Origin of the sequence: Collinsella sp. OM04-5 (assembly GCF_003439125.1) — a bacterium.
Lineage (GTDB): Bacteria > Actinomycetota > Coriobacteriia > Coriobacteriales > Coriobacteriaceae > Collinsella.
Genome location: NZ_QSUU01000011.1, coordinates 82,709 through 95,862, shown reverse-complemented (window position 1 = coordinate 95,862; position 13,154 = coordinate 82,709). Strand labels below are relative to the sequence as shown.

Here is a 13,154-nt window from a genome sequence, read left to right as displayed (position 1 = left end):
CTTCTGGTCGCGCCCTTGAAGTTGAACGTCAGATTGTCCAAATGCGGCCCGCGCAGCGTCAACTGGTTACGCGGTTCGTAGAACCGCGTAACTAACAAATGAGCATGGCGTCGCCAAAGCTGAAGAAGCGGTAGCGCTCCTCGATGGCGGCGGCGTAGGCATCCATGATCTGGTCGCGGGTGGCAAGCGCGCTCACGAGCATCATGAGCGTGGAGCGCGGCACGTGGAAGTTTGTGATCAGCGCGTCGACCACGTGATAGGTCGATCCGGGCATGAGGTAGAGCTGCGTCGTGGCGTTCTCGCGCGCCACGATGTCGCCGCGGCCGAGCGTGTCGGCACCGTCCTCGCGGCCTTCAAAATAGCGCGCCGTCACAGCCGGATCGGACACCGGCGCGTCCGCGTCAAACGCACTCTCGAGCGAGCGCACCGCGGTGGTGCCGACGGCGATCACACGATGACCCTCGGCCTTCGCCTTATGCACGGCGTCGACAACCTCCTGCGACACGTGGTAGCGCTCGGTGTGCATGACGTGCTGCGTAGGGTCGTCCTCCTCCACCAAGCGGAAGGTATCGATGCCCACCTCGAGCTCGACGGCGGCAAACTTCGCGCCCTTGGCTTCGATAGCGGCCATGAGCTCGGGAGTAAAGTGCAGACCCGCCGTAGGAGCGGCAGCCGAGTGCTCCTCCTTCATGGCGTAGACGGTCTGGTACTTCTCGGGGTCGCCCTCGTAATCGGTAATGTAGGGCGGCAGCGGCACGTGGCCGGCCGCATGGATGGCCTCGTCGAGCGTGCGCGGGTCGCCGGCGGCATTGCAACCGGCCGGCTCAAAGCGCACCAGACGGCCACCACGGCTATCGGTGACAAAGTCGATGACCTCGGCCGTCAGCACCACGGGAGCCCCCTCGGGCGCATGGGCGCCACCGGCGCGATACTCAATCTGGGCACCGGGCTTCAGGCGCTTGCCCGGCTTGACCAGGCACTCCCAAACATGGCCCAGCGGATCAACATCCTCGCGACGCTTGAGCAGCAGCGTCTCGACCACGCCACCCGAGCCTGCCTTGCGACCGATCAGGCGGGCCGGCATCACGCGCGTCTTGTTGATGACGAGCACATCGCCCGGCTCGATATAGTCGATGATGTCGCGGAAGATGCGGTGTTCAACGGTACCGCCGTGCTCCAGCGGCGTTCCCGCCTGGGAGCCCTTGCGATCAACCACTAGCAGGCGGCAGGAGTCGCGAGGCTCGGCAGGAGCCTGGGCAATCAGTTCCTCAGGAAGGTTGTAGTCAAAATCATCGGTACGCATAGACACGTCGGATACTCCTTATATAGCTAAAGTCCGCTCTACATCCTAGCAGGCTGCCAGCTCAAAAGAACTACTTTTTGGACGCTTTGCGCTCGTCGCGGATGCGAGCGCGGTCCATGGCCGCCTCGACGGCCGAGAATCGGCAGCCGCAGTAATTCTGCCGATACATGCCCAGCTCACGCGAACGACGCGTGGCCTCGGGATAATACGGGCGAAAATCGCGAATCACCGGGGTGAGACCGCGGGCGGCAGCCAGACGCTCCAAAACATCATTGCAGGTATCGAACAGCTGATACGGCGAGACGGCGAGCGTCGTGCCCACAAACTCAAACCCGCGCTCCTGGGCCACGCGGCACGCCTCGGCCAAGCGCAGGGCATAGCACGCGCGACAGCGACGGGGTCGATCGGCGCCCAGCGGGGCCACGCCGGCCTCCCAGCGCTCGCGGTCCTCCCCCGCCTCGATGAGCTCGATGTCGCCATCGGCACACCACCGGCGCAGCTCGTCCAGACGCCGCCGCCATTCATCGCGCGGTTGAATATTGGGATTGGTCCAGCAAATCGTGGGCTCAAACCCCTCCTCGCGCAGCAGGCGAACCGGCTCAAGCGAGCATGGTGCACAGCACGCATGCAGCAACAACGACTTCATCGACATCCCCGTCCCAGAAAACTCACCCCGACATCATGGCAGCTAAAATAGCCCCGCCCCAAAAAGACTACTTTGCGAAAAAGCGCACGCCAAAGGACGTATCCTCGCAGGCGACGATACGGCGGTCGCGCAGAATGGTCCGCACGTAATACCAATCACCCACACAGCCCGACAAGTGCAGACCAGCCGCCAGGTAGCACAGCAGCGGATAGTCCGAGAACGCAAACCCCAGGGCAAATGCTGTCGTCACAACAACCGTCGGCGCCAGGCAAACCGCCATGTACCGCCGGCGCGAATACACAACGCCCTCGGCGCAGGCATAGATCATCGCCGTCTCGCGATTCGCCCCAAAGGTCACCTGCGCGCCCGCAGGCGCCAGCAGCTTAAAAAACACCGCATGCACCAGCTCGTGCACGGCAAACGATGCCATTGAGACCGCAGCCAAGCCGACTATCCAGCCCACGACAGCCATCCAGCCGCCCGCCTCAGCCGCGTCCAAGTCCGCAGGCCCGCCCAACAGCATAAACACCGGCACCAGGCACACGGCAAACACCGCGATCACGGCCATCCCCCACACGAAGCAAGCGTGTAGAAAATCCTCGTCCTCAAACGCATGTATGTTGGAAATCTCATTCATAGCATCTTAGGATAGCGCCCCTGCCACGCACCCGCCCGCATGTGCGATAATGTCGAACGATATGCACGAATTGACCACCGCGCCGCCGAACCCCGTGCCCGGCCGCGCTCTTACCTATATGCGAAGGAGTCCCATGGCATCCAAATACTCCATGAACGACCGTCCCAGCTGGCCGCGCCGCGCCATCGTTACCGCCGGCGAGCCCTACGGCAACAAGGGTCTGCACTTTGGCCACGTCGGCGGCGTCTTTGTCCCGGCCGACTTCTTCGCCCGCTTCCTGCGCGACCGCCTGGGCCGCGAAAACGTCATCTTCACCTCGGGCACCGACTGCTACGGTTCGCCCATCATGGAGAGCTACCGCAAGCTCAAGGAGAACGAGGGCTACGACAAGTCCATCGGCGAGTATGTCGAGTCCAATCACTCCCGCCAGGCCGCGACCCTCAACAACTACAACATCAGCTGCGACATCTACGCCGGCTCGGGCCTTGAGCCGGCGGCCCAGATCCACAACGAGGTGACTGCCGAGATTATCGAGCGCCTGCACGAGCAGGGCACCATCTCCAAGCGCTCCACGCTGCAGTTCTACGATGCCAAGGCCGGCACGTTCCTCAACGGCCGCCAGGTCATCGGCCGCTGCCCCATCCAGGGCTGCAAGTCCGAGAAGGCTTATGCCGACGAGTGCGATCTGGGCCACCAGTTTGAGCCCGAGGAGCTCATCGCGCCCAAGAGCCAGCTCACCGGCGAGGTGCCCGAGCTGCGCCCGGTCGACAATCTCTACTTTGACCTGCCGGCCTACCTCGACTTTATGAAGACCTACACCGCCAAGCTCGCCCAGAACCCGCAGGTTCGCTCCGTGGTCTCCAAGACCATGGAGGAGTGGCTGCTGCCGGCTCAGCTCTACATCCAGAACAAGTTCCGCGAGGCCTTCGATGCCGTCGAGGACCAGCTCCCCGAGCACACCGTGCTGGAGCCCGAGGGCAACAAGAGCAGCTTTACCGTCACCTTCCCCAGCTGGAAGGAGCGCGACGACGCCCACGCGGTGCTCGCCAACGGTGGCGTGCGCTTCCGCAGCGGCAAGGCACTCGTGCCCTTCCGCATCACCGGCAACATCGACTGGGGCGTTCCGGTGCCCGAGGTCGATGGCGTCTCCGACGTCACCTGCTGGTGCTGGCCCGAGAGCCTGTGGGCGCCCATCAGCTATACGCGTACCGTGCTCGCACGCGATGCCAAGGCCGCCGGCGTGACCGAGGGCGTCGCCGCCCAGGATGCCGCCCTCATGGGCGAGCCCGCCGCCGACTCCACGCAGGTGCCCGCACCCACCTACCAGCACAGCTCGCTCGACTGGCGCGACTGGTGGTGCTCTGACGACGCTCAGATTTACCAGTTCATCGGTCAGGACAACATCTATTTCTACTGCATCGCGCAGACCGCCATGTGGGAGGCCCTGGGCTGGGACCTCACGCAGAGCACCGTCAGCGCTTGCTACCACCTGCTCTACATGGGCAAAAAGGCCAGCTCGTCCTCGCAGACGCCTCCCCCGCCGGCAGACGACCTGCTCAACCACTACACCTGCGAGCAGATGCGCGCGCACTGGCTGTCGCTCGGCCTATCCGAAAAGCCGGTGAGCTTTAGCCCCAAGGCATACGACACGCGTGTGACCGGCAAGGACAAGGACGGCAACGAGGTACGCGCCTGCGACGACAAGCGCGTTATCGACCCGGCCCTTAAGGAGAGCGCGCTGCTGACCGGCGTGTTCAACCGTCTGGCCCGCAGCTGCTTCTACGGCGTCGCCGTCAAGGAAGGCGACGAGAGCCCCTACCGCAACGGCTGCATCCCCGCCGGTGCCGCTTCTGACACCGTGGTCGAAGCCGCCCAGCAGGCAGCCCTCGCCTTTGAGCAGGCCATGTACAAGTTCGAGACGCACCGCGCGCTTGCCGTGTGCGACGACTACCTGCGTGCCGCCAACAAGCGCTGGAGCGACGCCTCTAAGGCCGCCAACAAGCTCGAGGGCGAGCCGGCAAACGCCGCAATGACGCAGGCCCTCGTCGACGCCTTTACCGAGCTGCGCGTGGCGACCGTCCTGATGCACGGCATCGTCCCTGCCGGCTGCGAGCTCATCTGCGAGTACTTCGACGTTGACCCGGTCGCCTTCTTTAGCTGGGATAACATCTTCGCCTCCACGGATGAGTTTGTGGAGAGCCTGGGCGAGAAGCCCGGCGAGCACCGCGTGAAGCCGCTACCCCCGCGCTTCGACTTCTTCAGCAAGCACGAGAGCCAGTACTAGGCAACAGCAACGCGCCCGGGAATGATTATTCTGGGACGGGGATTAAAAAATCATTCCCGGGCGACGCAAAGTAGTCTTTTTGGGACGGGGATCATTAAATGATTTTTTAATCCCCGTCCCAGAATAATCATTTAGGTGGAAGGAAAGACGGATGTCCAAGCCGCGTCGTCGTAAGCAGAAAAAGCAGGTCAAGGCCGAGCTCAAGCTCAGGCAGTTTGCCGCCACCGAGCTTTCCGACCAGCTTGCCGCCCTCCCCTGCGCTGCCGACCTGCCGCGCTTTATGGTCGACACGGTTGCCGGCGCCTATACGCCTGCCGATGCCGAGCTCATGATCGAGGGCTTCGGCGCCGCGGCCACACGCCCGGTCACGCTGCGCACCAACACGCTCAAGGCGACCGCCGAGGACATCGCCGCCGCGCTCGACGCAGCCGGCATCGCCCACCAAACCGTCGCTTGGTACCCAGATGCCTTCATCCTGCCCGACGCCCAGGTTTCCGACCTGTGGGACCTCGACATCTATCGCGACGGCAAGATCTACCTTCAGAGTCTGTCGTCCATGATGCCGCCACTCGTACTGGGCGCCCAGGCCGGCGAGGACATCCTGGACATGTGCGCGGCCCCCGGCGGCAAGACGACGCAGATCGCCGCCCTCACGCAGGGGCAGGCGCACCTTACCGCCTGCGAGATGAGCATTCCCCGCGCCGAGAAGCTCGAAGCCAACCTCCACCGCCAAGGCGCAAAAAACGTGCCCGTCATGCGCATCGACGCACGCGAGCTCGACGAGTTCTTCCGCTTTGACCGTATCCTGCTCGACGCTCCCTGCACCGGCACGGGCACCGTCGTCAGCGGCAACGAGAAGAGCCTGCGCGGCCTCACCGAGCAGTTGCTGAGCAAGTGCGCCCGCTCGCAGCGAGCACTTCTGGACCGCGCCATGGGAGCCCTCAAACCGGGCGGCACGCTCGTCTATTCGACTTGTTCGATCTTGCCGCAGGAAAACGAGGACGCCCTGCAAGAGGCCCTCGACAAGCATATGGACTGCGAGCTCATCCCCCTCGACGGCACGCCAAGCGAAAGTGAGGCACGCCGCGCCCAGGAAGCTGGCGAGAAGCCGCGCATCGAGTCCAACGCCCTGACCGAGGCCATTGCCGCGGGTCAGGTATCGGCCATCGCCAACGGCCTGCCCGGCACGCTCACCATTCCGCCCAGCCGCGAATTTGAGGGCTTCTACATTGCCCTGATCCGAAAACGCAGCTAGCGTACGGATCCAAAACTCAACAAGCTATCTCCGTGCGCGTTTGTCCTGCTGGTCGCGATGCTGTTTAAGCATCGCGCGCTCCTTGCGTTCGGCCCTTTTGCCCTTAATGGCCGTGACCACAAAGTAGATGACCGCGGCGGCAACGATTGCGCCCACGCATAGGCCAATCGAGCCCAACATTGCCGAAAATTCCATACCGCGTCACCTCTCTTTTAAACGGGACTTTCAAGATAGCACCTCGATCCCCGCCACCACAGCTCCTTCACGTTCGCCGCCCTTCGGTCTAACGGAGGACGCGGCGGGGAAAAATCAACTCGTCAAACGATTTAGCAAGCACAACGCTGCCGGCACCCTGCCGGCCGTCATCACATAGAATCGAGCCTCCATGGATACCCTCAACGATCTAAATGAGCGCGTCGACGCCTTCGTCGGCACCAGCTCCTTCGACACGCCTGCCGCGGCAAACGACCAAGCCCCCATCGATGTGCCCGCCGAGGTTCACGAGGACATTGTCGCCTCGGTCGATTTCTCCGAGGTCGAGCTCGCAGACGAGTTCACCGAACCCCAGGTAGCCGTGACCCCCAACGGACTGCTTCCCATGGAGCCGCTGCCCATCGACGGGCGCCTGCGCAAGGCGGCCCTTCGCATGCCTGACGAGATTGAGGAGGCCAGCGGCTTCACGCTCTTCGGCCGTCGTATCAAATCGCTCATCTACACCACCGACGTCGCGGTCATCCGCAACTCCAATGCCGATGCCGTCTTTGCCGTTTACCCCTTCACGCCGCAGCCGGCCATTACGCAGGCGCTGCTGACCGTCGCCGAGTGCCCGGTCTTCGTAGGCGTGGGCGGTGGCACCACCACCGGCAAGCGCTCCGTTCAGATGGCAGCCGTCTCCGAGATGCAGGGCGCGGCGGGCTGTGTGGTCAACTCCCCCGCCACCGCCGAGATGGTCGAGCACATCACCAACATCGCCGACATCCCCGTCATCGCCACGGTCGTACGTTGCGACGACGATGCTCACGCCAAAGTGCGCGCCGGCGCCAAGATCCTCAACATCGCGGCCGGCAAGAACACGCCACAGGTCCTGCGCGAGCTGCGCGAGCACTATCCCAACCTGCCGCTCATCGCGCCGGGCGGCAAGACGCCCGAGAGCATCCGCGAGACCATCGCCGCCGGTGCCAACGCCATCATCTGGACACCGCCTTCGGCCCAGCAGCTACAGACCGACATGATGCAGCGCTACCGCAAGATGAAAGAAGACGCCACGCCTGTCATCTCGCACGACGATGTGCCCATTATCGACCAGGTCGCCGCCGCCGAGGTCAGCCAGGTCGAGAACATGAATCCCGACGTGCCGATTCCCGACGAGGTTATCGAGCGCGTCGCTTCGATCCACGATCATATCGAGGAGCGTCGCGCCAACCGCGGCCTCAAGCCGTCACTGCACGGCTTCTTCTTCCGCGGAAAGAAACGCTAGCAAAACATCTTGGCCCGCCCCACAAACGTGAGGCGGGCCGTTTTCGTTTGAGCAATCATGCAGCGATGTGATGGGGCAAATTAATCCACGCGCTTGTCGCCCATAAAGAAGAGCGCCACCGTGCCAGGTCCGGTATGCGAGCCAATCAGAGTACCGATGTTATTGATCTCAATCTTGCCTTTAAGCTGCGGAATCTGTTCCTCGATCAGCGCCGCAACTGCCTCGGCATCCTCGCGGCACGCCGAGTGCGACATGACGCACTTACCCGAATAATCCGCACCGTCCTGCACGTGTGCCATCATGGTCTTAGCCATCTCGGAAATCGCGCGCTTCTTAGTGCGAATCTTCTCACGTGGCGACAGCCCACCTTCGCAATCGACCGTCATAAGCAGGCAAATCTTAAGCGCCGTGCCGATGATCGCGCTCGCGGCCGAAATGCGACCGCCGCGCAGGTAGCTCGACAGATCGGTCGAGAAGAACCAGTGGTGCAGGTTGAGCTTGTGCTCCTCGATCCAAGCGGCCGTCTCGTCGAGTGACGCCCCGCTATCGCGCACGTCGGCGGCATATTCCAGCAACAGGCCAAAGCCCGAAGACGCCGCCAGCGAATCGATGACGCGCACCTTGCCGCCCTGGGGATAGCGATCCGCGAGCATCTGCGCCGCAACGCAGGCCGATCCATACGTGCCCGAAATACCCGATGACAACGTCAGGTGCAGCACGTCTTTGCCCTCGGCAACAAACGGCTCCCAAAACTCCTCGTACTCACCCACGCTCACCTGAGACGTCTTGGGCATGGCGCCCGCGGCAATCTGGGCAAAAAACTTGTCCGGCGTAATCGACTGATACAGATCGTCCGTATAGACAACATCGTCGATCTCGTAATGAAAACACACGACAGGGATATTGCGCGACGCAAAGAACTCACGGGTTCGGTCGGCGGCGGATTCACAGGTCAGGACAAAATCACTCATATGAGGCTCCTTACTCATTGCTGCGCAAATTATCGCACAGTGAGCCTACATACGGTACATATGTCCACTATTTACCAAATCGAACCAAAAATAGCGAACATCTTTACCACCATCGTCTCCACCGGCCCCACGCATAAATATCTGAGAAAACACCCTCTGTCGTCTCCACTCAACCGCCATATCTACCTCCACTAAATCGATTTACCAAACCGTTCGGCTAACAATTCGGCTGCCCATCCCCAATCGAAACAAAAGCGGCGCATACTGATAAACGTTTTACGCTGTTTATCAGTTTTACCAGCCCTATCGGAAGGTGTTTCATGGTCGCATTCGATCGCAATCCGCAAGACTTCAAGTATCTGCGCCTGCTGTCGAGACAGTTTCCCACCGAGCAATCCGCGTTTACCGAGATCATCAACCTCTCGGCCATCCTCAACCTGCCCAAAGGCACTGAGCATTTTATGAGCGACGTGCATGGCGAGTACGAAGCCTTTATGCACATCCTCAACAACTGCTCGGGCGTCGTGCGCGAGCATGTCGACGAGATTTTTGGCGAAACGCTCTCCTTTGACGAGAAGGGCGAGCTGTGCACGCTCATCTACTACCCGCGCGAGAAGATCGAGCTGGTCCGCAGCCAGCGCGAGGACTCGCCCACCTGGTACAAGACGATGCTTGACCAACTCATTATGGTTGCCCGCTCGCTTTCGAGCCGTTATACGCGCTCCAAGGTGCGTAAGGCCATCCCACGCGATTACGCCTATATCATCGACGAGCTGCTGCACACGCACCCGGACGAGAACAACTATCGCGTGCGCTATCACGAGCGCATCGTGGAGTCCATCCTGGAGACCGCAAGCGCCGACGACTTTATCGAGTCGCTTGCCTCGCTCATCAAGCGCCTGGCCGTCGACCACCTGCACCTGGTGGGCGACATCTTCGACCGCGGTGGCGGCGCGGCCAAGATTATGGACCGCCTGCTCACCTACCATTCGCTCGACATCCAGTGGGGCAACCACGACCTGCTGTGGATGGGCGCTGCGGCCGGTGAGCCCGCCTGCATCGCCACGGTGCTGCGCAACAACCTACGCTACGACAACTACGAGATCCTGGAGAACGACTACGGCATCTCGCTGCGTGAGCTTGTCGCCTTTGCCGATGCCACCTACACCGACGGTGAGCCCATCACCCCGCTGATCAAGGCCATCAACGTGCTGCTCTTTAAGCTCGAGGGCCAGATTATCCAGCGCCACCCCGAGTTCGATATGACCGACCGCCTGTTACTCGACAAAATCGATCACGACACCGGCACGGTCACGCTCGCCGACGGCAGTGTGTGGCCGCTCACGACCAACGACTTCCCCACCGTCGACCCGGCGGACCCCTATACGCTCACGCCCCAGGAGCAGCACATCATCGACAAGCTCGTGTCCGAGTTTGTCACCGCCGATCACCTGCATCGCCATATCGATTTCCTCTATTCCCACGGCTCGATGTACAAGGTCGCCAACGGCAACCTGCTGTTCCATGGCTGCGTGCCGCTCAACGAAGACGGCACCTTTAGCAGCATGAACTGTCTGGGCACCTGGCACGCTGGCCGCGATTATCTCGATTTTTGCGACCACATCGCCCGCCGCGCCTGGCGCGTGGGCGACCGCGACGCCCTCGACTGGATGTGGTACCTGTGGATTGGCTTTAACTCACCCGCCAGCGGACGCCTGGTGCGTACCTTTGAGCGCGCCTATATCGCCGATAAGAGCACCTGGGTCGAGCCGATGGACCCGTACTTTACGCTTACCAAGTCGCCCTCGGTCTGCGACGACATCATGCGCGAGTTTGGCGTCACCCCCATGGCGTGCTCGCCGACGGGGCACATCATCAACGGCCACACCCCGGTCAAGACCACCAAGGGCGAGCAGCCCATCCGCGCCAACGGTAAGCTGCTGGTCATCGATGGCGGCTTCTGCCGCGCCTACCATCCCAAGACGGGCATCGCCGGCTACACGCTTATCTCCAGCTCGCGCGGATGTCGCCTTAAGTCGCACCAAGCCTTTACCACGGTTGCCGAGGCACTTACCCGCAACGTGGACATCGAGAGCGAGACCAATCGTTTTGACCAGGCCGACCGTCGCCGCATGGTGAGCGACACCGATACGGGTGCCAAGATCCGCAGACAAATCCAGGACCTGCGCCAGCTGCTCGATGCATATAGAAACGGTGCTATCGAGGAGCGCGCCTAGCCCCGCCTGCGGGGATTGGCCAAACTTGCTGAGTTCGTCATCCCCGCGGCGCTCCGGCGCCACCCTAAGGCAGGTACCATGCAAAAGCTCCTTGCGCAGATCATGAAGTTTGGCGTCGTCGGCGTCGTTGCCACCGTCATCGACTTTGGCATCATGAATCTGCTCCACTACGGTCTGGGCCTCAATATCCTGATTGCCAATACCAGCGGCTTTATCGTCTCGCTCATCTTTAACTACGTCGCAAGTATGAAGTACGTGTTTGCGCACAAGGAGGGCATGAGCCGCCGCCGCGAGTTCATTATCTTTGTCGTGCTGTCCGTGATCGGTTTGGCCCTCAACGACGGTATCGTGCTGGCGCTCAACGCCGGCCTGGGGCTCGAGGCCAATATCGCCAAGATTTGCGCCACTGCGCTTGTCATGGTCTACAACTTTGTGACCCGAAAGATCTTCCTGGAGGGCGACGAGACAAAGTAGCTCGGCCTCCTCGTTGCACTACGGGGCCCACAGACAACGTGCGTCAAGCACTGCGTTGTTCGTGGGCCTTGCTCGTTTACGGCAAGATTTGCAACGTTTGCGGATTGTCTCTTGCAAATTTGGCGAGTTCGTATAGTTCTTGGCAAAGCCCTTACGTTTCCCTTGCAAAAGCTCTAAAGTATCTCGTTGCTCGATTCATCAACGCATTGGATGTGATTACGTGCGCAAGGCACTGGCACAACCTCATACCAAGCAGTTCCTCAAGTTCGCTGTCGTAGGTCTTATCTCCTTTGGCATCGACTGGGGCATGCTCATTGCGCTCGTCGAGCTGTTCCACCTCGACTTTTTGTTGAGCACCACGCTCTCGTTTATCACGTCCGTCGTGGTCAACTACTGGCTCAGCATGAAGTACGTGTTCGACCACCGCGAGGGCATGAGCCGCAAGCGCGAGTTCACGATCTTCACCATCCTGTCGGTGATTGGTTTGGGCCTCAACGACCTGTACATGTTTGTGGGCGTCACGTTTTTGAGCATCGGCTACCAGGCCATGAAGGCCATCGCCACGTTCCTGGTCACCTGGTACAACTACTTTAGCCGTCGTCTCTTCCTCGAGGGCGCACAGTCGTAGACGCGTAGACGGCCCAACATAATCTCGCTTCGCAGCCGGCTGGAATTCACGTTCCAACCGGCTTTTTGTTTACAGAGTCTGCCGCGGAAGGCGTACGAGGCGGGCTACAGCGTAGGAATGGGACGCAGTTTCCCCGGGGGCGCCGCTCCGGAAACTGCGACCCAGATTGCGCCCTCAGAGTGGGACACAGTTTCCGAAACGCCGTCCTAGCGGAAACTGTGTCCCGGAATTCGCCTTCAGAGTGGGATGCAATTTCCGATTGAGCCTCGATTGGGAAACGGCATCCCATTCGCATAAAGACGGGCGGCTCGGATGTTTGTCCGAACCGCCCGCTTGGCGTGCTATGTCGAGGTATTTAGCCCGTTACGTAATACCAGACAACACTGTCGCCGTTGTGTAGGACGTAGTTGCTGCACGCCGTGTTGGGCGCCACACCGTTGACGGAATACATCCAGCCGCTCGTGCCACCATGCTCCTTCTCGGCCAAACCGCCAATGGCGGCGACATACGTGCCGAACGATGAGCCATGCGCATTCACGGAAAGGCCCAGAGCGCACAGGGCATCGTAGACCGTTGCACCCTCGTTAAAGGTGAAGGTGCCACTAGAAGACACAGGATTGCCCACAGCGCTCGATGTGACCGAAACCGTCACCGTAACGTAGCCGGACTCCTGCGAGCCGCCCTGATTGCCCGCAGAGGCGCCGCCACTGTTGGATGCAGATCCACCGCCAGACACCGAGCCACCGCCCGAAGAAGAGCTCGAACCACCGGCGGATTCGGAGCCCTGTCCGGCAGACGTGTTGCTGGACTTCTTGCCGCCCTTGCCTTCGGACTTCTTCTCCTTCGAATCCTTATTTGAGTCCTTATCCGAAGATTTAGAATCGTCGTTGGAGTCCGATTCATCCGAACTCTTGGACTCGGAGCCCACAGCATCAGAAGACGAGGAACCCGCTGCCCCTGCCTTGCCGGAGGTGGTGGAACCAGAGTCGGCAACGCTCTTTCCCGCCACGGCCTGAGCAATCCAATCGATAGACCAAGCGCCGCTGGTGGAAGGCTGGACAAAGCCCAGCGAAACAACGATCAAAACGATGCAGGCAGCTGCAAGAACACCAGCAAGCGTCTTGCGCCGAGGGGCGGACGCCGCCGAAGCGGCGCCCTTTTGCTTTGCATCGTCGAGTTGAATGAACGACGAGTCGGGCTGCTCGGACTCGGCGTCCTGAGGATTATTGGACACAGCCCTCA

12 protein-coding genes are annotated in these 13,154 nt (G+C 61.2%); 6 read left to right on the top strand and 6 right to left on the bottom strand.

Going from position 1 to position 13,154, the window contains the following annotated elements:
* Positions 1-91: 91 nt before the first annotated feature.
* From queA to DXB53_RS07695, 3 genes are all read right to left on the bottom strand, one after another.
* On the bottom strand, positions 92-1,303 hold the full coding sequence (gene queA, locus DXB53_RS07705) for a tRNA preQ1(34) S-adenosylmethionine ribosyltransferase-isomerase QueA (RefSeq protein ID WP_117584002.1): 1,212 nt from the start codon (positions 1,301-1,303) through the stop codon (positions 92-94).
* A gap of 70 nt (positions 1,304-1,373) precedes the next feature.
* The gene (locus tag DXB53_RS07700; RefSeq protein ID WP_117583996.1) at positions 1,374-1,949 is read right to left on the bottom strand and encodes an epoxyqueuosine reductase QueH; all 576 of its coding nucleotides are present in this window, start codon (positions 1,947-1,949) and stop codon (positions 1,374-1,376) included.
* 67 nt (positions 1,950-2,016) lie between these two features.
* The gene (locus DXB53_RS07695) at positions 2,017-2,586 is read right to left on the bottom strand and encodes a DUF3267 domain-containing protein (RefSeq protein ID WP_117564474.1); all 570 of its coding nucleotides are present in this window, start codon (positions 2,584-2,586) and stop codon (positions 2,017-2,019) included.
* Between the two features lie 133 nt (positions 2,587-2,719).
* On the opposite strand from DXB53_RS07695, the gene DXB53_RS07690 reads away from it, so the two are divergent.
* Positions 2,720-4,870: a methionine--tRNA ligase gene (locus DXB53_RS07690; RefSeq protein WP_117583995.1), complete on the top strand. Its 2,151-nt coding sequence runs from the start codon at positions 2,720-2,722 to the stop codon at positions 4,868-4,870.
* A gap of 151 nt (positions 4,871-5,021) precedes the next feature.
* A complete protein-coding gene (locus DXB53_RS07685) occupies positions 5,022-6,125 on the top strand; it encodes an RsmB/NOP family class I SAM-dependent RNA methyltransferase (RefSeq protein ID WP_117583994.1) in 1,104 nt (367 codons plus the stop codon).
* 24 nt (positions 6,126-6,149) lie between these two features.
* Here DXB53_RS07685 and DXB53_RS09950 read toward each other — a convergent pair whose 3' ends face one another.
* Positions 6,150-6,320, bottom strand: a complete 171-nt coding sequence (locus tag DXB53_RS09950) for a hypothetical protein (protein ID WP_158550943.1) — start codon at positions 6,318-6,320, stop codon at positions 6,150-6,152.
* Positions 6,321-6,510: 190 nt separating this feature from the next.
* Between DXB53_RS09950 and DXB53_RS07680 the strand changes: the two genes are divergently transcribed.
* A complete protein-coding gene (locus DXB53_RS07680) occupies positions 6,511-7,602 on the top strand; it encodes a hypothetical protein (RefSeq protein ID WP_117583993.1) in 1,092 nt (363 codons plus the stop codon).
* A gap of 80 nt (positions 7,603-7,682) precedes the next feature.
* On the opposite strand, the gene DXB53_RS07675 is transcribed toward DXB53_RS07680, so the two are convergent.
* Positions 7,683-8,573 carry a DegV family protein gene (locus DXB53_RS07675; protein ID WP_117583992.1) on the bottom strand — a complete coding sequence of 297 codons (891 nt, stop codon included), beginning with the start codon at positions 8,571-8,573 and terminating at the stop codon, positions 7,683-7,685.
* Positions 8,574-8,893: 320 nt separating this feature from the next.
* On the opposite strand from DXB53_RS07675, the gene DXB53_RS07670 reads away from it, so the two are divergent.
* The 3 genes from DXB53_RS07670 (at position 8,894) to DXB53_RS07660 (ending at position 11,912) form a co-directional block, all read left to right on the top strand.
* Positions 8,894-10,810: a fructose-1,6-bisphosphatase gene (locus DXB53_RS07670; RefSeq protein WP_117583991.1), complete on the top strand. Its 1,917-nt coding sequence runs from the start codon at positions 8,894-8,896 to the stop codon at positions 10,808-10,810.
* A 78-nt stretch (positions 10,811-10,888) separates the two neighbouring features.
* Positions 10,889-11,284, top strand: a complete 396-nt coding sequence (locus tag DXB53_RS07665; protein ID WP_117583990.1) for a GtrA family protein — start codon at positions 10,889-10,891, stop codon at positions 11,282-11,284.
* A 220-nt stretch (positions 11,285-11,504) separates the two neighbouring features.
* A complete protein-coding gene (locus DXB53_RS07660; RefSeq protein ID WP_117583989.1) occupies positions 11,505-11,912 on the top strand; it encodes a GtrA family protein in 408 nt (135 codons plus the stop codon).
* Between the two features lie 355 nt (positions 11,913-12,267).
* Here DXB53_RS07660 and DXB53_RS07655 read toward each other — a convergent pair whose 3' ends face one another.
* The gene (locus tag DXB53_RS07655) at positions 12,268-13,146 is read right to left on the bottom strand and encodes a DUF4430 domain-containing protein (protein ID WP_233503844.1); all 879 of its coding nucleotides are present in this window, start codon (positions 13,144-13,146) and stop codon (positions 12,268-12,270) included.
* Between the last annotated feature and the right edge of the window lie 8 nt (positions 13,147-13,154).

Coding starts and splice junctions, on each gene's coding strand:
- queA (WP_117584002.1), bottom strand. CDS start 1,303: ATGCGTACCGATGATTTTGACTACAACCTTCCTGAGGAACTGATTGCC.
- DXB53_RS07700 (WP_117583996.1), bottom strand. CDS start 1,949: ATGAAGTCGTTGTTGCTGCATGCGTGCTGTGCACCATGCTCGCTTGAG.
- DXB53_RS07695 (WP_117564474.1), bottom strand. CDS start 2,586: ATGAATGAGATTTCCAACATACATGCGTTTGAGGACGAGGATTTTCTA.
- DXB53_RS07690 (WP_117583995.1), top strand. CDS start 2,720: ATGGCATCCAAATACTCCATGAACGACCGTCCCAGCTGGCCGCGCCGC.
- DXB53_RS07685 (WP_117583994.1), top strand. CDS start 5,022: ATGTCCAAGCCGCGTCGTCGTAAGCAGAAAAAGCAGGTCAAGGCCGAG.
- DXB53_RS09950 (WP_158550943.1), bottom strand. CDS start 6,320: ATGGAATTTTCGGCAATGTTGGGCTCGATTGGCCTATGCGTGGGCGCA.
- DXB53_RS07680 (WP_117583993.1), top strand. CDS start 6,511: ATGGATACCCTCAACGATCTAAATGAGCGCGTCGACGCCTTCGTCGGC.
- DXB53_RS07675 (WP_117583992.1), bottom strand. CDS start 8,573: ATGAGTGATTTTGTCCTGACCTGTGAATCCGCCGCCGACCGAACCCGT.
- DXB53_RS07670 (WP_117583991.1), top strand. CDS start 8,894: ATGGTCGCATTCGATCGCAATCCGCAAGACTTCAAGTATCTGCGCCTG.
- DXB53_RS07665 (WP_117583990.1), top strand. CDS start 10,889: ATGCAAAAGCTCCTTGCGCAGATCATGAAGTTTGGCGTCGTCGGCGTC.